Consider the following 20,627-nt stretch of genomic DNA (forward strand, 5'->3'; position numbering starts at 1 on the left):
TGCGAGACCAGAGATGTTGTCATCGCCGCCAAAGCCATCGATTAGGTCGTCGCCGGAGGTGCCGGTTAGGGTTTCTGAGCCTGCACCTCCTGCAGCTTTGGATGCGTAGTAGCTGGCGACGGATTGGGTCCCATCCGCGAACTGCAGCTGATCAATGTCGTAGAGGGTATCGAGACCATCAGGAGAGCCGACTCGATTGTCCTTGATGTAATAGACGTAGCCAAAGATCGAGTCTGTGGCTCTGGAAATCGTGTAGTTACTGGCGTTACCCGTAAGAACGAAGGTATCGATTTCATTGGGATCGGTATTGGCGGCTGTTGCTTTGCCGCCATAGATCACATCGTTGCCGGCACCTGCATGAAGGGTGTCGTTACCACTGCCGCCCTGGAGGGTGTCAAAACCGCTACCGCCGTTGAGCGAGTCGTTGCCAGCTTCTCCGTAGAGATTGTCATCGCCGTCTCCTGATGTGATGGAGTCGATTCCGTTGCCGCCATAGAGGTTGTCGTTGCCGAATCCGGCTGTGATGGTGTCATCCCCGTCATCACCGTAAGCATTGTTATTGCCATTACCGGCTGCAACCAAATCATTGCCGGCACCGCCACTAATATTGTCGTTCGAGGAGGTACCCGTTATGGTGTCATTTCCGGCATCACCAAAGATGTTGCGCACATTGTTTGCTGTGGATGCATTGATTACATCGTTGTCATTTCCCCCGTACACTGCGTCGTAGTTGGCATTGCCGGACAGGGTTATCGTGTCGTCTCCACTGTCGCCGCGAATCTTGGTCCAATCGCCCTCCGCTCCACCAAACCCGCCTATGTATGAGCCTCCTGTGAGGAGGATTGTATCGTTGCCGTCTCCTGCGCTGATGCCGTGCCCCTTGCCGAGCCAGCCATAGCTACCGATTTGCCCCGATGCGCTAATTGAGTCATTGCCAGCTCCTGTGATGACGTAAGTAAGAGCCGAAGTGAGATTGACAATGTCATCAGAGCTGCCAGAGTCAAAACGGATAATACCGCTGAGTGAGTTTATTGTATTCAGTCCATCTCCGGCGTTAATGGTGATGTCTGCATTGACGCCCGACTGAATCGTGAGGTTGTCATTGCCAGCGCCGGAGATGATGCTGAAGGTACCTGTGGCACCAGTTTGGATCGTGTAGGCATCGGTTCCAGTACCGGAGGTATAGGTGCCACCAACGGCAATACCTGTGATCACGATGGTGTTATTGCCCTCGCCAGCATTCACCACGTCACCGATACCGGAGGAGGTGATGGTGTCATCGCCGGCATCGCCAGATATGCGGTTTATTCCTGTTCCGCCATCAATGGTGTCGTTGCCTTCACCTCCGATAAGGACGTCATTGCCTGCGAGACCAGAGATGTTGTCATCGCCGCCAAAGCCATCGATTAGGTCGTCGCCGGAGGTGCCGGTTAGGGTTTCTGGATCGTTGCCTCCCGCGCGCGGTGGTGTGAGATCAATCGCATATTCAGCCGCCAACCGCTGCCCTTGCGCCACAACGTTGCCGGCATCCTTCTGAAGGCGTAGAGCCTGTAGATCGCCGGCTAACACTCCTGGCTTGGTCAGAAGCGCCGCGAAATACTCCCCTTCATCCCCAGGAGTATCCACAGCATTCAGGAGTCCATCTAGGTGGTGCCCCAGCTCTTCCGTAAGAACCGCTAGTACCTGCTCCTTGGTCGCCCCTGCTAACCAATCCGCATTGAGATAGATGGTGCCCGTGGAGATGGCATAAGCCCCCAGAGCAGCGTTGATGTCCGCTGCTGATAGCAGAACAATTGGCGGCAACCCACCGAACTCACCAGCAGCCCACTGGTCCGTCAGGTCTGTGAGTGCCTTGGGTTCCCCGCTCAGCAGCAGTGCCTCCCGGGCAGCGGCAGTCAGACGACCACTGGCAGACCAACTCTGGAGCAGCAGGTGCCACTCGGGCAGAAGGGGACCAAGCAGGTTCGTCGCAGCACTAGAGATTGCCATTCGGTCCTGTCCCTGCAGTGGATTAGGGAAGAGACCCAGGAATAACCCTGACCCCCCATCGTATTTTCTTCACAATTATCCTAATGCCCTGCCTGCGACCCAGGAGAGGGTCTGCGGACTTAGAACAGGTGCTTATGCGCACACTGCTTGAGTAGTCACCTTGCTTTATGCATTTTCTGCATAAGCACCCCCTGCTTTGCGCTGACCTTTTTTGGGGCTATGGGTTGCCTGCCAGGTTCGTTAACCCCACGACTGCATCCCCAAACCATTCCAAGAGCAAGCCACCACCCAAGCCATTCCCAGTCCTTCCCCTACCCCATCAACACCACCCTCAAACCACCACTACCTCAGGAGGATGCTGCTCCAGCACTTGCTTGAGATACCGACCCGTGTGACTAGTGGGATGCTCAGCCACCTCCTCAGGAGTGCCCGTGACCACGATCTCCCCTCCCTTGTCTCCTCCTTCTGGACCAAGATCAATGATCCAGTCGGCACAACGGATCACATCGAGGTTGTGCTCGATCACCAGGATCGAGTTGCCCTTATCCACCAGGCGCTGCATCACATCCATCAACTTGTGCACATCAAAGAAGCTGAGGCCGGTGGTGGGTTCATCAATCAGATAGAGAGTTTTGCCAGTGGCGCGCTTGGAAAGTTCGGTGGCCAATTTCACCCGCTGGGCCTCACCACCGGAGAGGGTGGGCGCCGGCTGACCGAGCTTCACGTAGCCCAGTCCCACATCCACCAAAGTGCGCAACCGATCGGCAGCCTGGGGGATGGCTGAGAACACATCGGCGGCCTGCTCCACCGTCATCTCCAGCACATCAGCAATCGTGTGACCCTTGTAGGTCACCTGCAAGGTTTCGCGGTTGTAGCGAGCACCCTTACATACATCGCACTGCACATACACGTCCGGCAGGAAGTTCATCTCGATCACATTGACGCCCTGGCCACTGCAGGCCTCACAGCGGCCACCCTTGACATTGAAACTGAACTGACCCACCTGATAGCCGCGAGCTTTGGCCTCCACCGTGGCCGCAAACACCTGACGGATCGGATCAAAAGCGCCGGTATAGGTGGCCGGGTTGGAGCGGGGCGTACGACCAATCGGTGATTGGTCGATCACGATCACCTTGTCGATCGCCTTGATACCGCGCAGCTCACCTAAGCCAGGTGGAAATGGCACCTTCATGCCCAGCTGGTGCTCCAGGGCCGGATGTAGCAGCTCATTCACCAGGGTGCTCTTGCCACTGCCACTCACCCCGGTGACGCACACCAGCCGCCCCAGTGGAATCTCCACATCGAAGCCGGCCAGGTTGTTGCGCTCGCAGTCCACCATCGTGAGCCGGCGGCTACCGGTACTGCGCCGCTCCGCTGGAGTTGGAATCGAGAGGCGGCCACTGAGATAGGCCCCGGTAAGGGAATCCTCTGCGGCCAGTAGATCCTCAAAGCTGCCCTCAGCCACAATGTGGCCGCCGTGCACCCCCGCCCCCGGGCCAATATCCACCACGTAGTCGGCAGCACGAATCGTGTCTTCGTCGTGCTCCACCACGATCAAGGTGTTGCCTAGATCCCGCAACTTCAGCAGGGTATTAAGCAGCCGGTCGTTGTCACGCTGGTGCAAACCGATGCTCGGCTCATCCAGCACGTAGAGCACTCCGGTGAGGCCCGCGCCGATCTGGGTCGCCAACCGAATCCGCTGGGCTTCGCCACCGCTGAGGGTCATGGCGGGCCGATCCAGGCTCAGATAATCGAGCCCCACATCCAGCAGAAACTTCAGGCGCAGCCTGATCTCCCGCAACACCAGATCACCGATCTGGATCTGGCGTGGACTGAGCAAAGGATCAGCACCCTCGCTCTCGCCCACCCCCATCAGCGACTCAATCCGGCGCAGGGTTTCGCCCACGCTCACCGCGGTGAGTTCGTGGATGGCATAGGGGCCCACCCGCACCGCCAGCGCTTCCGGCCGTAATCGCAGGCCGTGGCAGGTAGCGCAGGGCACCAGCTCGAGAAACTTCTCCAGCTTTTGGCGCACAGATTCGCCGCTGGCATCGCGCAACTGGCGCTCCAGGATCGGCAAGATGCCTTCAAACGGCCGCTCGTAGCCGGCGCTCTTGCGATAGCGGCTGTCGGCCTGAATGCTGATCGGCTCCTGGCTGCCATGCAGCAGCACCTCCTGCTGCTCAGCGCTGAGCTGATTCCAAGGCGTCTTGATCTCAAACTTGTAGGCCTCCCCAACCGAATAAAGCAGGGAGAAGTAATAGGAATTGTCCTTATCAGCCCAAGGCGCAATTGCCGCATAAACGGGCAGGGAGGGATCGGGCAACACCCGCTCGGCGGTGAACTTGCGCAGGTGGCCGATGCCGTGGCAGTCGGGGCAGGCGCCGTAGGGGCTGTTGAAGGAGAAAAGCCGGGGCGACAGCTCCTCCATTACGGCGCCGTGCACCGGGCAGGCGAAATTTTCCGAATAGAGCCGCTCCCGCTCCACCCCCTCGGGCAGCTCCTCATCGGCCTTGGGCACCACCTCCACCAGCGCCAGGCCATCACCTCTTTTAAGGGCGGTGCGCAGCGAATCGGTGAGCCGCTCCTGCACCCCTTCCCTCGCCACCAGCCGGTCCACCACCACCTCAATGTTGTGGGCGTGGTTTTTATCTAGCTCGATGTTGTCGGCGAGCTCGCGCACTTCGCCATTGATGCGCACCCGCGCAAAGCCCTCGGCCACCAGGCCGCCCAGCAGCTTGACGTGGCTGCCCTTCTTGCCGCGCACCACCGGCGCCAGCAATTGGTAGCGGGTGCCCTCGGGCAAAGCCAGGATCTGGTCCACCATCTCGTCGATGGTTTGGGGCCGGATCGAGCGATCGCACTGGGGACAATGGGGTTCGCCGGCCCGGCCGAACAGCAGGCGCAGGTAGTCCTGGATCTCCGTCACCGTGCCAACGGTGGAGCGAGGATTGTGGCTGGTGGATTTCTGATCGATCGAGATGGCTGGTGAGAGCCCCTCGATCGCATCCACATCGGGCTTATCCACCTGGCCCAGAAACTGGCGCGCATAGGCCGACAGGCTCTCGACGTAGCGGCGCTGGCCCTCGGCAAAGATCGTGTCAAAAGCCAGCGAGCTCTTACCGCTGCCGCTCACACCGGTGAACACCACCAGGCGATTGCGCGGGATGGTGAGGTCGACGTTTTTGAGATTGTGCTGACGGGCGCCCCGCACCCGGATCACATCCTCAAAAGAGCCGCCGCTGAGCACACGGCTCGGGTCAAGGGCCTTTTCGTGAACGGTCTGGGCGAGGGTTCTGCTAGCGGCTGCACCGTTGGTGGCAGAGCTAGAGGCAGCAGAGCTCTTGGCGCGGGGCATCCAGACGGCTCATGAGCTAGCAAGTCTACGGATGCTCCACCTTTGATGGACATAGACCAGTGCTGGAGCGGGTCTAGCGAGCGTGCTGATCCAGCAGGCTGGCGGCATAGCTGCGGGCCTCGCCGGAATCGCCGCCCGCCAGTTCAGCCAGCTCCGCCTGACGGTCCTGGGTGTCCCGCAGCTGGGACACCCGCGTATGGGTGACCCCCTCCAACACCTGCTTGGAGACGCGGAAGTGGTGGTCTGCCGCCGCGGCCACCAGGGGTTGGTGGGTGACGCAAAACACCTGGCGCTGCTCAGCCAGGCGAGCCAGCAACTCGGCCATGGCGCCGCTCACCCGGCCACTCACGCCCGTGTCGATCTCATCGAAAAGCAGGGTGACGTGCTGGTCTGCCGCGGCCAGACAGGTTTTCAGAGCCAGCAGAAAGCGCGACATCTCACCGCCTGAAGCCACCTCAGCCAGGGGCGCCAGGGGCACACCCGGGTTGGCGGAAAACTGAAACTGCACCGCATCGGCTCCCTCCTCCCCCGCTGGCGCTGGTGCAATCGCCACCGCGAAGCGCACATTGGCCAATCCCATCGGCCGCAGCGCCTGCATCAGTTGCTGCTCCAAGGCAGCGGCGGCCTGGCGGCGGGCGGCGCTGAGCGAGGCATTGGCCTGATCGCGAAGCTGGCGGGCTCGCTGCTCCGCCAGCTCCAGGACATCCAGGGAAACTTCGCCACCGCCGGGGGCTAGTTGCTGGCGCAGGCGATCGCGCAGGGCGATCAAGCCAGCCAACTCCTGGCCATGGCGCCGCTCCAGGGCCTTGAGCTGGGCCATGCGCTCCTGCAGGGCCGCCAAGCTTTCTGGGTCACTATCAAGACCAGATCCGTAGCGATCCAGATCGCGGGCCAGATCCTGCAAAGCCGCCAAACCATCGCTGCAGCAACTGCGCAGCTCACTGACGCCGCCATCTAAAGCCTCCATCTGCAGTAGCTCCTGTTCGCAGGCGGCCAGGTGATCCAGCACCGATGGCGCCTGCTCTGCACCCTCCAGCAAGCGGCCCAGCAAAACCATCACCCCCTCCTGCAGCCGCACCCCATGGGCGAGGCGGTTTTCCTCGTTTTGGAGCTGCTGACGCTCCTGCGGATCTTGCAGCTGGGCCGCCTCCAGGTCGGCCAGCAGTTGCTCCTGGGCAGCGCGCTGCTGCTGTAGCTGGTCCCAGTCGCTACGGGCCTGCTCCAGCGCCGCCGCCGCCTGTTTCCAATGGCGCCAGGCCGCCGCCACCGGCGCCAGCAAAAGCGGAAGGCCTTCGCCACCAAAGCGATCAAGCCAGCGGCGCTGCTGACCGGGCCGCGCCAGCTGCTGGGTTTGGCCCTGAACCGTGAGATCGAGCAGCAGGGGCCGCAACTCCTGGATCTGGGCCCGGCTCACCACCACGCCATTAAGCCGATTGCGGCTGCTCAAGCGCTCCTCCGTGAGGCGCCACTCACGCGAAAGCAGCAGTTCGCCCTCCTCAACCTCCAGCTCCTGCTGATGCAACCAGGCCTGCAAAGGGGGCGAAAGGCTGAAGCTGGCCTCGATCGTGCCGCGCTCAGCGCCGCGCCGCAGCAGCCTGGCGCCGGCGCTGCCCTGGGCCCCACCCAAAAGAGCATCGAGGGCATCAAGCAGGATCGATTTACCTGCTCCCGTCTCACCGGTCAGCACCGTGAATCCCTCGCTGAAGCTGAGCTCCAGCCGCTCGATCAGGGCGATGTTGCTGAGGCGCAGTCCCGTGAGCACGTCGGCCTCCGCTAACCGGACTGGGGTACCGGCCAGACCGTAGCGGCAGTGGGATTCGTTTAGAAGGGGTCTGGTGCGCCTTAGCGGTGCTTTGCCCGCCCAACTCCCATGGATCCCGACAACAACCAAGCCGAGTTGGGTGATTTTCTGGAGGCCGCCGGCCTGCTGAGCTACGACCCGGCCGCCATCACCCGGATTTACACCGGCCACCCGCAACGGCTATTCCGGCGCCTGTGGCAAACCCTGGTGCCAATCGGGCTCTATCTACTTGGGGTGGGCTTTGACTGGCTCACCGGGCGGCTCAAGGCTGCGGAGGTAGCCAGGTCCCGCGCCAAGGAGGCAGCGGATCTAGTGGCTTCGCTCGGCCCCGCTTTCATCAAAGCCGGCCAGGCCCTCTCCACCCGGCCCGACATCGTGCCACCGCTACTGCTGGAGGAACTTGCCCAGCTGCAAGACCAGCTTCCGGGCTTCGACTCCGCCCTGGCGATGGCCTGCATCGAAGAGGACCTGGGCGCTGCAGTACTCGACATCTACGAACAACTCGACGCCGAGCCGATCTCGGCTGCTTCGCTGGGCCAGGTGCACAAGGGCGTGCTCAAGGGGGGTCAGGCGGTGGCAGTAAAGGTGCAGCGCCCGGGCCTGCGGGAGCAGATCACGCTCGACCTTTACATCGTGCGCAACATCGCTTCCTGGCTAAACCAGAACGTCGGCCTAATCCGCTCCGACCTGGTGGCCCTGATCGATGAACTGGGCAAGAGGGTGTTTGAGGAGATGGACTACTTCAACGAAGCCGCCAACGCCGAGCGCTTCGCCGAATTACACGCCCACAATCCCCGTATCACCGTTCCCCGCATCTACCACCAGGCCACTAGCCGCCGGGTGCTCACGATGGAATGGATGGAGGGGGTGAAGCTCACCAATCTCGAAGCGGTGCGCGGCATCGGCGTAGACCCCGACGACATGGTGAACGTCGGTGTTAACTGCAGCCTGCAGCAATTACTAGAGCACGGCTTTTTCCACGCCGACCCCCACCCCGGCAACCTGTTGGCTATGGCAGATGGCCGGCTCGCCTACCTCGACTTCGGCATGATGAGCGAGGTGAGCCGCGAATCGCGCACCGGCCTAATTCAGGCGGTTGTGCATCTGGTAAATCGCAGTTTCGGCAAGCTGAGTAAGGATTTCGTCAGCCTGGGCTTCCTGGCCGAAGACGTAAATCTCGAGCCGATAGTGCCAGCTTTTGAAAAGGTGTTCGGTCAAGCGATCGAGCAGGGAGTCAGCCGCATGGATTTCAAAGCGGTCACAGATGACCTTTCCGGCGTGATGTATCGCTTCCCCTTCCAGGTGCCGCCCTACTACGCCCTAATCATCCGCTCGCTGGTGACTCTGGAGGGAATCGCCCTCAGCGTTGATCCCGAGTTCAAGATCCTTGGCGCCGCCTACCCCTACTTCGCCCGGCGGCTGATGGAAGACCCCGATCCCACCCTGCGCCAGAGCCTCAAGGAGATGCTCTTCGACGGTGACATCTTCCGCTGGCAACGGCTCGACAACCTGATCGCTAGCGCCTCCCAAGGAGCCCAGCTCGATCTCGAAGGGCTACTGGATCAAGTGCTGAGCTTTCTTTTCTCAGCCAACGGCGGGCTGCTACGCCAACAGCTGGTAGACGCCATGGTGGGCCGCATGGACGCCATGGCCTGGCAAACCACCCTGCGCATCGGCAAGCGCCTGCCAGAGCGGTTCCAACCTCCAGGTTTGCGCCGTCACCGGCTAAGCGAGGCGGCTGAACCGCTGCTCGACCTCGAGCCGGTGCGCCAGTTAATGGGCATACTCAAAGCCCTGCCCGGTTTCGAACCCCAGATGCTGCTGCGCCGCCTGCCACGCCTTGTGGGAGAACCGGAACTACGCCAGATGGGAGTTCAACTAGCCAAGGGTCTGGCCGAGCGCAGCATGGTTCGCCTGGTGCGAGATGTGCTCGTCGCCGCCTGAATTTGAAAGCAATCGCCGTAGGCTTATCGCCATGCAAATAGCGTCGTTAGGCCGTAAGCGTCAGGCCCTTGTTGCCATCGCCCTGGGCCTGAGCCTGGTCGTTCCCTGGCCTGCGGTCAGCCTGCCGCCAGCTAGTGCTGCTGAAAATCTGGTGTTTGTGAGCGGTGCCTTTCGCCGCTCCATCGCCGTTGCAGACCTGGAGCATCTGGCTAAGACCGGCCAAGCCCGAGGCCTGCTAGCCGATGTTTTGAGCTTCAGCCGCCAAAATCCCCAGGAAATCGCCAAGCTGCTGAATCAGTCGGTGAGCCTGCCTGTAACCCTGGTGAGCAGGCTGCTCAACACCCGAATCGGCGAGGCAATCCTGCAGCGCCTGTCTGTAATCGTGTTTCCGCTCAAGGCATCCCAGGCCGGGATTCCAGCCATGCGCTCCGCCATGGTGCTGGGGGTCGTTGAAGGCAACGGTTCGATATCTGCAATTTCTTTCTTGCGCGCTTATCCCGCCCAGGAGATGGAAGTGAGCATCCCCGCCTTGATGAACCTGATCAGCAAAACCAGCTCGATCACCGAGCTGGTGCGTTTCTTCTCGGAATCACCGCTGGATGGGTTGCGCGGCGACGCGCCAGCTGCTGCGCCGTAGATTCACTGAAGTCACTGTCTAAATCGTGTCCTTGCTCCGTTCTCTGCAGCGTTTGAGCAAGGGCCCCTTTGCAGCCCGTCCCACCATGCAGGACTGGCCTGGACTGATTGAGGCCTATCGCCGCTGGCTGCCAGTTTCAGAGCGCACACCCGTAATCACCCTGCGGGAGGGTTCCACACCCCTGATCCCAGCCCCGGTGATCGCCGAAAGAATCGGCCGCGGCGTCAAGGTCTATCTGAAATACGACGGCCTCAACCCCACCGGCTCCTTTAAAGACCGGGGCATGACCATGGCGATTTCCAAAGCCAAGGAAGCCGGTTCTGAAGCAGTGATCTGCGCCAGCACGGGCAACACCTCTGCCGCGGCGGCCGCCTACGCCCGCCGCGGCGGCATGCGGGCCTTCGTGCTGATCCCAGATGGCTATGTGGCCCAGGGAAAACTGGCCCAAGCCCTCCTCTACGGAGCCGAGGTGATCGCCATCCAGGGCAACTTCGACAAAGCCCTGGCGATCGTGCAGGAAGTTGCCAACAAATACCCGGTCACCCTGGTGAATTCGGTGAACCCCTACCGATTGCAGGGGCAAAAAACCGCCGCCTTCGAAGTGGTGGATGCCCTTGGTGAAGCGCCGGACTGGCTATGCATCCCGGTTGGCAACGCCGGCAACATCAGCGCCTACTGGATGGGATTCAACGAGTACCTAAAAGAGGGCCATTGCCGCAAGCTGCCCCGAATGATGGGCTTTCAAGCGGCGGGTTCTGCTCCTTTGGTCCTGGGCCACACGGTTGAGCAACCAGACACCATCGCCACAGCGATCCGCATCGGCAACCCGGTGAATCGCGAAAAGGCCCTGAACGTGCGCAGCGAAAGCGGTGGCAACTTCATGGCCGTCACCGACGCTGAAATCATCGATGCCTACAAGCTGCTGGGCAGCGGCGAGGGCGTGTTCTGCGAGCCAGCTAGTGCCGCCTCGGTCGCAGGCCTGCTCAAGCACCACCAGGAGGTGCCCCAGGGAGCCACGGTGGTTTGTGTGCTCACCGGCAACGGCCTCAAGGATCCAACTACCGCCATCGAAAACAATGACGCCCGCTTCCATACCGGTCTGGAGGCGGACACCGCCAAGGTGGCCGAAGTGATGGGTTTTTAAGCAAGCCCAGACCTAACCAAAACCTTCAACCAATCAGCAAAGCGTCTGCTGAACAGCTGGGGAAAAGGCCCTGGAAACCGCGGAGAAGCTCTCGCCTGGGCCAAGCTCCCCAATCCCAATGTTTTCCACACCTGCTGGAAACGGCGGAAAAGCTGATTTTTACCCCAGCTGGACCAGGTCAAACCCCAGGGCTGATCCAGCTCAAACCCAGCTGCAGCAGAGTATTTTTTGGTTTTCCCCGGTTTCCTCAACCCCTACTAAAACGGTTTTAATTTCTTTCTTGAGCTTGATCAATCAAATCCTTAGAAGCACGCAGCAAGACGGATCACCGGCGTTGCGGAATCAGCCGCCCTGTGGAAGCGTGGGGTCACCCTTGATTAAGCCGTCAGGCTCCCCAGCACAAACGCCATGAAGCTGGTCTGCTCCCAGTCTGAACTCAGCTCCAGCCTGCAGCTGGTCAGCCGAGCCGTGGCCAGTCGCCCCACCCATCCGGTGCTGGCAAACGTGCTGCTCACCGGTGATGCGGGCACGGGTCGACTCAGCCTCACCGGTTTTGACCTCAGCCTGGGTATCCAGACGAGCATCAGCGCCAGCGTTGAGACCAGCGGCGCCATCACCCTGCCCGCCCGGTTGTTTGGTGAAATCGTTTCGCGCCTCTCGAGTGATAGCCCGATCACGCTGAATTGCGCTGAGGGTTCCGAGCAGGTGGAGCTCACCAGCCTTTCGGGCAGCTACCAGATGCGGGGCATGCCCGCCGATGATTTTCCTGACCTGCCCCTAGTGCAGAGCGGTACGCCGATTCGTCTGGAAGCGGAAGCCTTGGTTAAGGGTCTGCGCGCCACCCTTTTTGCCAGCAGTGGCGACGAAGCCAAGCAACTGCTCACTGGTGTGCACTTGGGCCTTGATCCGGCCGGGCTGGAATGTGCGGCAACCGATGGCCATCGCCTGGCCGTGCTCCGGCTTGCCCATGCGACCCCCTCTGGGCAAAACGAAGCCGAGGAGCCTTTTGCCGTCACCGTGCCAGCTCGCTCGTTGCGGGAGCTGGAGCGTCTGCTCTCAGGACGTCAATCTGAAGAGCCCTTGAGCCTGTTCTGTGATCGCGGCCAGGTGGTGTTCCTTTGGGCCGACCAGGTGCTCACCAGCCGCAGCCTTGATGGCACCTACCCCAACTACCGCCAGCTGATCCCAGAGAGCTTCACTCGCACGATCAATCTCGAGCGCCGCGCTCTGGTTTCGGCCCTTGAGCGGGTGGCGGTGCTTGCTGATCAGCACAACAATGTCGTCAAACTCAGTGCCGAGCCCGCCACCGGTCAAGTATTGATTCAGGCCGATGCCCAGGACGTGGGCAGTGGTTCTGAAGGACTCGCTGCCACCATTGAGGGTGAAGCGATTCAGATTGCCTTCAACGTGCGCTACTTGCTCGATGGTCTCAAGGCCATGGCCTGTGATCGGGTGCTGTTGCAATGCAACGCCCCCACCACGCCGGCGATTTTGACCCCTGCGGAAGGGGATCAATTCACCTACCTGGTGATGCCCGTTCAGATCCGCAGCTGACGGTGGCTCCCCTTCCGGAGCAGGTGCTGCTGAGTGAGTTGCTGCGCCGGCATGTTCGTTGCGATCAGGGGCTCGATCACGGTGCCGGCGTGCAGGTCTGGATGCATCCCCCTGTGCATCGGGTGCTGGGTTGGGTTTCAAAGCCGTCGGCTTTTGGCAATCGCCGGGAGGTGTGGCGTCTCAACCAGTTGCGGGGCATTTCTGAGCTGGAAGCACTTGTGCAGGGTGAACCAGCTGAAACTGACCTTGGTGTGTTGGAGAAGCTGCCGACCTTGATCGATGCGGCTGTGCTGGATCGCCGCCAGCAACCGATCGGCACCTTGGCTGATGCCGCCATCGAGTTGCGTAGTGGCCGTATTCGCCATTATTTGGTGAGTCGCAGTGATCCACGCCTGCCGGGCAGTAGCCGTTGGCGATTGAGCTTGGATCGCCTGCTGGATCAGCAGCCCGGCCAGGTGCTCACCGCCCTGGAGAGCATCGACGACCTGCCCCTAGCCCGGGCAAGTGTGCGGCAAGAGTTCTTGCGTCGTTCAAGGCGGTGGCGCGATCAGGTGCAGGAGGCGGGCAACCGATTTGAGGAGAGGCTGGAGGGCTGGCTTGAGGAGCCGCCATGGCAGGAGCCAGAGGGGTTAGATCAGCCCTACGAAACCGATGCCCCCCCTCGCCGCCGCCGTTCTGGTCCTCCTGCTGAAGAGGAAGATCCCTGGATTTGAACCTCGCGTAGATCAGTTCCAGTTGCTGTGAGGCCCGCTCGGCGAGACTGCAGTGATCTTGCCCAGCTGCACGTGGTTGCCGCCTCTTTCGAAGCACCGGCCTATTCGGTTCCCGATGCCCTCAAGAAGGAGAACCTGAGCCAGGCCGACTACGACGAGATCTGCCGCCGCCTCGGCCGCGCCCCCAACCGGGCCGAGTTGGGCATGTTCGGGGTGATGTGGTCCGAGCACTGCTGCTACCGCAACTCGCGGCCGCTGCTGCAGGGCTTCCCCACCACCGGCCCGCGCATCCTGGTGGGCCCTGGCGAGAACGCTGGCGTGGTGGATCTGGGTGAGGGCCAGCGCCTGGCCTTCAAGATCGAGAGCCACAACCACCCCTCGGCCGTGGAGCCGTTCCAGGGGGCGGCTACGGGCGTGGGCGGCATCCTGCGCGACATCTTCACCATGGGAGCCAGGCCCATCGCCCTGCTCAATGCTCTGCGCTTCGGTCCCTTGGAGGATGGGCGCAACGTGGGCCTGATGGAGGGCGTGGTGGCTGGCATCGCCCACTACGGCAACTGCGTGGGCGTGCCCACCGTGGGTGGGGAGGTGGCGTTTGACCCCAGCTACTCCGGCAACCCCTTGGTGAACGCCATGGCCCTGGGGCTGATGGAAACAGAGGAGATCGTCTGCTCCGGTGCTGAAGGAGTGGGTTATCCCGTGGTGTACGTGGGCAGCACCACCGGCCGCGACGGCATGGGCGGCGCCAGTTTTGCCTCCGCCGAGCTCACCGAGGCCTCCCTGGATGATCGCCCTGCCGTGCAGGTGGGCGATCCCTTCCTTGAAAAGGGACTGATCGAGGCCTGCTTGGAGGCCTTCAAGAGCGGTGATGTGGTGGCGGCTCAGGATATGGGCGCCGCCGGCCTCACCTGCAGCTGCTCGGAGATGGCCGCTAAGGGGGGGCTGGGCATTGAGCTGGATCTCGACCGCGTGCCCGCCCGCGAGGCCGGCATGACCGCCTACGAGTTTTTGCTGAGCGAATCCCAGGAGCGGATGTTGTTTGTGGTCAAGCCCGGCACGGAGCAGGCGCTGATGGCGCGCTTTATGCGCTGGGGGCTGCAGGCAGCAGTGGTGGGCCGGGTGCTGGAAGACAACATCGTGCGGGTGCTGCAGCACGGCCAGGTGGCGGCCGAGGTGCCCGCCAGCGCTCTGGCGGACGACACGCCGATCAACCACCACACATTGCTGAGCGAGCCGCCGGCTGAGATCCAGGCCCACTGGCGCTGGAGCGAGGCCGAATTGCCAGCTGAGTTGCCTTTCAGCTGGGATGGGGCCCTGCTGGCCCTGCTCGATGACCCCACCATCGCCTCCAAGCGCTGGGTATACCGCCAGTACGACCACCAGGTCCAGGCCAACACCGTGGTGCCTCCCGGCGGTGCTGACGCGGCCGTGGTGCGCCTGCGCCCCCAGCAGGGCGAGGGCGCCATGGAGGCGGCCACGCGTGGGGTGGCGGCGGTGGTCGACTGCCCCAATCGCTGGGTTGCCCTCGATCCTGAGCGCGGCGGCATGGCGGCGGTGGCCGAGGCGGCCCGCAACCTCAGCTGCGTGGGCGCCGAGCCCCTGGCCGTGACGGACAACCTCAATTTCCCCTCGCCGGAAACCCCCACCGGCTACTGGCAGCTGGCGATGGCCTGCCGCGGCCTTTCGGCTGCTTGCAGCGCCATGGATACCCCTGTCACCGGCGGCAATGTCTCCCTCTACAACGAGACCCGCCTGCCCGATGGCCGCATGCAGCCGATCCACCCCACCCCCGTGGTGGGCATGGTGGGCCTGGTGCACAACCTTGAGCACGTGCGCGGCCAGGCATGGCGCCAGGCCGGCGACGCCATCTGGCTGCTGGGGGTGCCGTTGGAAACAGGTGAGGCTCCGGCCGATCCCCGCTTGAGCCTGGCCGGCAGCAGCTATTTGGAGCGGCTGCATGGAGCCGTCACGGGGCGCCCGCCCGAGATTGATTTGGTTCTGGAGCGTTCGGTTCAGGGCTTCCTGCGCCAAGCGATTGCCCTGGGCTTGGTGGACTCCGCCCACGACCTCAGCGATGGCGGCCTGGCGGTGGCTGCGGCCGAGTGCTGCATCGCCACCATGGCTTCAATACCTCTGGGGGCTGAGCTGGAGATTCCGGCCAGCAGCGCCCGCCTGGATCGGCTGCTGTTTGCCGAGGGTGGTGCCCGCATCCTGGTGAGCGTGCCCGCCGACCAGGATGCCGCCTGGCAGGAGGCTCTGGCGGTGGCTGCAGTGCCGGCAGAGCGGCTTGGCGCGGTTACAGCGGCTGCCAGCCTGGTAATTCGCCAAGCAGGCCAACCTTTGCTTGAGCAGAGCCTGGCGGCATTGGAGGCCTGCTACGAGCAGGCCATCCCGCGGCGAATGGGCGAGGGCGCTCGTGCAGAATGAAATTCCACCGTGATTGTTGATGGGCCTGTGCTGGTGATGCGTCCGGACAAGCCCGAGGAAGCCTGCGGCGTCTATGCCGTCCTGGCGGCAGGGCAACCGGTGGCCAACCTCACCTACTTCGGCCTATACGCCCTGCAGCATCGGGGCCAGGAATCGGCAGGTATCGCCGTGTTTGATGCAGAGCGCAAGGTGCGCCTGCACAAGGACATGGGCCTGGTGAGCCAGGTGTTTGATCAGGCAGTGCTGGAGCGCCTCACTGGCGATCTAGCCATCGGCCACAACCGCTATTCCACCACCGGCAGCAGCAAGGTTTGCAACGCCCAGCCGGTGGTGCTCAACACCCGCATTGGTCCTTTCGCCCTTGCCCATAACGGCAATTTGGTCAACGCAGCCGAGCTCCGCCACGACCTGGCGTCCATTGCCAGTGAGCTCACCTCCACCACCGACTCCGAACTGATCGCTTTTGCGATTCAGCAGGCCGTGAACCGGGGCTTGGATTGGGATGGGGCGATTAGGGCAGCTGCCGAGTGCTGCCGCGGTGCCTTCAGCCTGGTGATCGGCACGCCTGATGGGCTTTTTGCCCTTCGGGATGGCCATGGCATCCGGCCTTTGGTGTTTGGCCATATCGGTGAAACGCAGCAAGCCCAGTGGGTGGTGAGCAGTGAGTCGTGCGGGCTAGACATCATTGGAGCCGCCTTTGATGGCGATGTGGAGCCCGGCGAAATCATCCATTTCCGTCCAGGCCAAGCCGAACCCAGCCGCAGCCGTTGGTGCGAGCAGCCCACCAAGCTGTGCGTCTTCGAGATGATCTATTTCGCCCGGCCAGATAGCCGCTTTTTTGGCGAATCCCTCTACAGCTACAGGGTGCGAATCGGCGAGGCCCTGGCCCGTGAAACACCGGTAGAAGCCGACATAGTCATCGGCGTTCCCGATTCCGGTATTCCGGCGGCGATTGGCTACTCCCAGCTCAGCGGTATCCCGTTTGCTGACGGCCTGATCAAGAACCGCTATGTGGGCCGCACCTTCATCCAGCCCACCCAGGCGATGCGGGAGGCCGGCATCAGAGTGAAGCTCAACCCCCTGCCAGATGTGCTCGCCGGCAAGCGCGTTGTGGTGATCGACGACTCAATCGTGCGGGGCACCACCAGTCGCAAGTTGGTGCAAGCCCTGCGGGATGCAGGGGCCACCGAGGTGCATATGCGGATTAGTTCGCCGCCAGTCACCCATCCCTGCTTTTACGGCATCGATACCGATACCCAGGACCAGTTGATTGCTGCGCGCCTCACCCTGGAAGAAATCGCCGCCCACCTTGGCGTCGATTCACTCGCTTACCTGAGCAAGCAGGGCATGGTGGATGCGGCCCATGCCAATTCCTCCCACTTCTGCACCGCCTGCTTTGACGGTGCCTATCCCATCGAAATGGATGAGCAGGTGAGCTCCAGCAAGCTGATGCTTGAGCCGGCTGGCATCGCTGCCAAGGTGCTGCAAGAGCTCTAAGGGCTGCCTGGTGCCCTTGGCAGTTAGTTGATTGGCAGTTAGTTGATAAGAGGAATCAGTTCTTGAATTTGCTGTCCTTGGGGCAGCTTCAGGTTGATTCCAGTGCCGCTGGTGTCTTCGCCCTCCAGCTCGTTTAGGTCGATGCGGCAGCTCCAGCCCTTATCAGTTAGTAGTCCCAGCACGGTGCTTCCAACTGCAGCACCGGTTGGGCTTTGCAGGTCGACCAGGTAATCGCCCCGCTCTTTCAGCCGCAGGCCGATCTGCCCCATGTCGCCTCGCTGACAGGGCCGCAGGCTCGACACCAGCAGCCGCTTTAGTTGCCCACTGGCGGTGGCCAGCACCACTGCGCTTTGGTTTGCGCCGGTGGTTTCCGCTTCCGTTGCAGCCAGGCAGGCGGCACCCACCAGCTGCTCACCTGGCAACAGGCGCATTAATAGGGGGCCTTGGGCAGCGCGCCCCATCAGTGGCAGCTGGGTTTCATCCAGGCTTAGTCGCAGCACGCGGCCAGTACTGGTAGCCACTACCAAGGTGTCTCCTTCTTGGCCGGCCACCACCCGCTGCAGGGTCACGCCCTCCTTGAGCTTGAGCACGGTGGTGGCCCGGCCAGACAGTTCCTGAAACTCCTCAATTGGCAGACGTTTGAAACGCCCGTCGCTGCTTAGGAGTCCCAGGCTGCCTTGGCGGGGTAGGGGAAGCACCTGCACTACAGCTTCGCCTTCGATGCTGTCGGGTAGGAAGCGCTCCAGCTTCCCCGGCTGCTGGCCAGCGAATTCCCAGCGCAGTAAGGCCACCCGGCCACTACCGGTGAAGGCCAGCAGCAGCGGTTGCTCGGCGATAGGCAAGATCAGCCGGGCTGGTGCCGGATGCTCTCCTAGTTGGATGGGTTCATCGAGGTGCAGGCGCCCCAGCATCTGGGCGCTGAGGATTTTCACGGCTCCATCGGCCTGGATCAGTAGTCGGCTTTCGGGGGCCAGGGCGCCAAAGGCTTGCTGGCGCTGTAGTTCGGCGTTGGGGCGGATGGCTGCAGCTCGCTGGGCCACCAGGGCATCGCCGCCCTCCACCAGTCGGGTGCGCCGGGGCGTGGCAAAGCGCTTGCGCAGGGCTTTGAGTTCGGCCACCAGGGTGTCGAGCAGCACGGTGCGGTCGTCCAGCAGGTGGTGCAGCCGCTCGCGTTCCACGGCCAATTCGGCAGCTTCCTTGCGCAGGCTTTCCTGTTCAAGGCCCGTGAGGCGCCGCAGTGGCATCGACAACACCGCATCGGCCTGACGCTCGCTCAGGTCGAGTTGCACCTGTAGGGCCGCCCGGGCACTGGCGGCATCGGGCGCCGCGGTGATCAGGGCGATCACCTGCTGCAGGGCATGGAGCGCCTTTAGTAGGCCCTCCACCACCTCCAGGCGGTCTTCGCAGCGCTTGAGGGCGTGACGGGTGCGGCGGATCAGGGTCAGTTCCCGGTAGTCCAGGAATTCCTGCAGCAGGCGCCGCAGGTTCAGCTGCACCGGCTGGCCATTTACCAGGGCCAGCATGATGGCGCCGAAGTTACTTTGCAGGGCGGTACGGCGCTGCAGGTCGGCCAGCACGGTTTCGGCGTTGGCGTCGCGGCGGAGTTCAATAACCACCCGCATGCCTTCACGGTCGCTTTCGTCGCGGATATCGGCGATGCCGCCGATCTTGCCGTCGTTTACCTGCTCAGCCAGTTTCTCGATCCAGCCGGCTTTGCTGAGCTGGTATGGCAGCTCGGTGATCACCACGGCGCCGCGGCGATGGCGTCCCTTTCCGGGCTGTACCTCCTCGATGTGGGCGACTCCCCGCATCGGGATGCTGCCGCGGCCCACGAGGTAGGTATCGCGGACTCCTTGCCCCACCAGCACTTCGCCGCCGGTGGGAAAGTCCGGGCCGGGCACTAGCTCCAGCAGCTTTTCATCGCTTAGCTCCGGTTTGCGAACTAAGGCGATCAGGGCATCCACCACCTCGCCCAGGTTGTGGGGCGGGATGTTGGTGGCCATGCCCACGGCGATACCGGTGCAGCCATTTAGCAGCAGGAAGGGCAGCTGGGCTGGCAGCACCGTCGGCTCCTGCTGGGAGCCATCGAAGTTGGCCGCGAAGTCAACGGTGTCGGCGCCGATTTCATCCAGCAGCGCTTCGTTGGCGATCGGAGCCAGGCGGGTTTCGGTGTAGCGCATCGCCGCCGGCGGGTCGTCGTCCACGGAGCCGAAGTTGCCGTGGCCATCCAGCAGGGGATGGCGGCTGGCGAAGGTTTGCACCTGGCGCACCAGGGCGTCGTAGACGGCCTGATCACCATGGGGGTGGTACTTGCCGAGTACGTCGCCGACGACCCGGGCGCATTTCCGGTAAGGACGATCCGGGGTGAGCCCCAGCTCGTGCATCGCAAACAGGATGCGGCGCTGCACTGGCTTGAGGCCGTCGCGTGCGTCCGGCAGGGCCCTGCCAACGATCACGCTCATGGCGTATTCGAGGTAGGACCGCTGCATCTCCAGGTGCAGCGCAATCGGTTCGATGCGGGCGTCGTTGCCCGGTCCGATGGATTCGCCTGATCGCTCCTCGGCCATCCGGTGTTGGGGTCTGGGGCAGCAAGCTGGGGCTCAGCCTACAGATGCTGTCCAGGCCTCCCCATCTACTCCTCTTCGCTGCTTTCGCCTTCCGGGCTGGCATTGGCAAGGGCCCGATCCACCACGGGTTTGAGTTCGGCCAGCTTGAAGAGTTCGGCGGTGCTGCTGCGCAGCTTCGGTCCCCAGAGCTGGTCCTTCTGGTGGCTGTCGAGCACGTAGTTGGGTTCGGTGTCGAGTGCCTTGCCAACCAATTCGACAGCTTCGCTGCGATTTTCCGGACCGCTGGCAAACAGACTGGTGGCCAGGGCCAGGGTTGGTTCAGCCGCATCTGGCTTGATCTTCAACACCTCGCGCCAGCGGCTGATGGCCGCCTTTTTATTGCCCTGCTCGAACAACACCAGCCCCTGGTTGTTGAGGGCTTCCCAGAAGCCTTTGCGCAGGGAAGAGGCCCGCTCAAAGGCAGCCAAGGCTTGGCCGCTCTGGCCTAGCAGGATGCGGGCGTTGCCCAGGTCGAAATAGGCGCCGGCGTTGCGCTTGTCCAGTTTCAGGCCCTGCTCCAAAAGGCCGATGGCCTCATTGGGTTTGCCGGCCCGTAGGGCTAGGGAACCCTCGGCAAACCAGATCCCAGGGTTGCTTGGATCGAGTTTCTTGGCCTTGGCCAATGATGTGCCGGCCTGTTCAAGCTGGTTGCTGCGAAGCTGGGCTTCGGCCAGCAACACCCAGCCGCGGGGATCTTCTGGCAGCAGCTGCACTGTCAGGGCAGCCAGCCTGGCGGCGTCCCTTGCTTGACCAAGTCGCAGCAGCCGGGCCGCCGCCTGGGCGATGCCCAGACCGGCAGCTTCGAGTTCCTGCCTTTGGGGCACGTACACGTAGGGCACCAACGCCCGGGCGGGCAGCCCCGCTGTCAGCAGCAGCCCGAGGGCAGCGGGCAGCAGGGCAGTTCTGAAATCAGGGCGCGACCAGCGCGGAGCCAGTACGGGGAGACGGGTTTGGCCA

12 protein-coding genes are annotated in these 20,627 nt (G+C 62.6%); 7 read left to right on the forward strand and 5 right to left on the reverse strand.

Annotated elements, in window-relative coordinates; genetic code table 11:
• From KBY74_RS08365 to recN, 3 genes are all read right to left on the reverse strand, one after another.
• On the reverse strand, nucleotides 1-1,989 hold a 1,989-nt coding region (locus tag KBY74_RS08365; RefSeq protein WP_315859047.1), incomplete at its 3' end, for a calcium-binding protein.
• Nucleotides 1,990-2,320: 331 nt separating this feature from the next.
• Nucleotides 2,321-5,347 (reverse strand): excinuclease ABC subunit UvrA, encoded by a 3,027-nt coding sequence (gene uvrA / locus KBY74_RS08370; RefSeq protein WP_254942305.1) that lies wholly within the window; start codon nucleotides 5,345-5,347, stop codon nucleotides 2,321-2,323.
• A gap of 73 nt (nucleotides 5,348-5,420) precedes the next feature.
• Nucleotides 5,421-7,109: a DNA repair protein RecN gene (recN, locus tag KBY74_RS08375; RefSeq protein ID WP_254942306.1), complete on the reverse strand. Its 1,689-nt coding sequence runs from the start codon at nucleotides 7,107-7,109 to the stop codon at nucleotides 5,421-5,423.
• 108 nt (nucleotides 7,110-7,217) lie between these two features.
• On the opposite strand from recN, the gene KBY74_RS08380 reads away from it, so the two are divergent.
• The 7 genes from KBY74_RS08380 (at nucleotide 7,218) to purF (ending at nucleotide 17,064) form a co-directional block, all read left to right on the forward strand.
• On the forward strand, nucleotides 7,218-9,092 hold the full coding sequence (locus KBY74_RS08380; protein WP_254942307.1) for an AarF/ABC1/UbiB kinase family protein: 1,875 nt from the start codon (nucleotides 7,218-7,220) through the stop codon (nucleotides 9,090-9,092).
• Nucleotides 9,093-9,123: 31 nt separating this feature from the next.
• The gene (locus KBY74_RS08385; RefSeq protein WP_254942308.1) at nucleotides 9,124-9,729 is read left to right on the forward strand and encodes an alpha/beta hydrolase; all 606 of its coding nucleotides are present in this window, start codon (nucleotides 9,124-9,126) and stop codon (nucleotides 9,727-9,729) included.
• Nucleotides 9,730-9,814: 85 nt separating this feature from the next.
• Nucleotides 9,815-10,873: a threonine synthase gene (gene thrC, locus KBY74_RS08390; protein ID WP_106632543.1), complete on the forward strand. Its 1,059-nt coding sequence runs from the start codon at nucleotides 9,815-9,817 to the stop codon at nucleotides 10,871-10,873.
• Between the two features lie 408 nt (nucleotides 10,874-11,281).
• Nucleotides 11,282-12,427, forward strand: coding sequence for a DNA polymerase III subunit beta (gene dnaN / locus KBY74_RS08395; protein WP_254942309.1), 1,146 nt, complete (start codon nucleotides 11,282-11,284; stop codon nucleotides 12,425-12,427).
• A gap of 2 nt (nucleotides 12,428-12,429) precedes the next feature.
• The gene (locus KBY74_RS08400; protein ID WP_254942310.1) at nucleotides 12,430-13,140 is read left to right on the forward strand and encodes an RNA methyltransferase; all 711 of its coding nucleotides are present in this window, start codon (nucleotides 12,430-12,432) and stop codon (nucleotides 13,138-13,140) included.
• A gap of 72 nt (nucleotides 13,141-13,212) precedes the next feature.
• Nucleotides 13,213-15,567, forward strand: a complete 2,355-nt coding sequence (purL, locus tag KBY74_RS08405; protein WP_396123165.1) for a phosphoribosylformylglycinamidine synthase subunit PurL — start codon at nucleotides 13,213-13,215, stop codon at nucleotides 15,565-15,567.
• A gap of 36 nt (nucleotides 15,568-15,603) precedes the next feature.
• Nucleotides 15,604-17,064 (forward strand): amidophosphoribosyltransferase, encoded by a 1,461-nt coding sequence (gene purF / locus KBY74_RS08410; protein ID WP_254942311.1) that lies wholly within the window; start codon nucleotides 15,604-15,606, stop codon nucleotides 17,062-17,064.
• A 38-nt stretch (nucleotides 17,065-17,102) separates the two neighbouring features.
• On the opposite strand, the gene KBY74_RS08415 is transcribed toward purF, so the two are convergent.
• Together KBY74_RS08415 and KBY74_RS08420 are read right to left on the reverse strand one after the other, a co-directional pair.
• Nucleotides 17,103-19,631 (reverse strand): DNA topoisomerase (ATP-hydrolyzing) subunit A, encoded by a 2,529-nt coding sequence (locus KBY74_RS08415; RefSeq protein WP_254942312.1) that lies wholly within the window; start codon nucleotides 19,629-19,631, stop codon nucleotides 17,103-17,105.
• Nucleotides 19,632-19,696: 65 nt separating this feature from the next.
• Nucleotides 19,697-20,605, reverse strand: coding sequence for a tetratricopeptide repeat protein (locus tag KBY74_RS08420; RefSeq protein WP_396123166.1), 909 nt, complete (start codon nucleotides 20,603-20,605; stop codon nucleotides 19,697-19,699).
• Between the last annotated feature and the right edge of the window lie 22 nt (nucleotides 20,606-20,627).

It is taken from the genome of Cyanobium sp. A1C-AMD (assembly GCF_024346495.1).
In the GTDB taxonomy this organism is placed as follows: domain Bacteria; phylum Cyanobacteriota; class Cyanobacteriia; order PCC-6307; family Cyanobiaceae; genus Cyanobium_A; species Cyanobium_A usitatum.

What these genes read in the sequence shown, in the direction of transcription:
- uvrA (WP_254942305.1), bottom strand. Translation starts at nt 5,347, where the DNA reads ATGCCCCGCGCCAAGAGCTCTGCTGCCTCTAGCTCTGCCACCAACGGT.
- KBY74_RS08380 (WP_254942307.1), top strand. Translation starts at nt 7,218, where the DNA reads ATGGATCCCGACAACAACCAAGCCGAGTTGGGTGATTTTCTGGAGGCC.
- KBY74_RS08385 (WP_254942308.1), top strand. Translation starts at nt 9,124, where the DNA reads ATGCAAATAGCGTCGTTAGGCCGTAAGCGTCAGGCCCTTGTTGCCATC.
- thrC (WP_106632543.1), top strand. Translation starts at nt 9,815, where the DNA reads ATGCAGGACTGGCCTGGACTGATTGAGGCCTATCGCCGCTGGCTGCCA.
- dnaN (WP_254942309.1), top strand. Translation starts at nt 11,282, where the DNA reads ATGAAGCTGGTCTGCTCCCAGTCTGAACTCAGCTCCAGCCTGCAGCTG.
- purF (WP_254942311.1), top strand. Translation starts at nt 15,604, where the DNA reads ATGCGTCCGGACAAGCCCGAGGAAGCCTGCGGCGTCTATGCCGTCCTG.
- KBY74_RS08415 (WP_254942312.1), bottom strand. Translation starts at nt 19,631, where the DNA reads ATGGCCGAGGAGCGATCAGGCGAATCCATCGGACCGGGCAACGACGCC.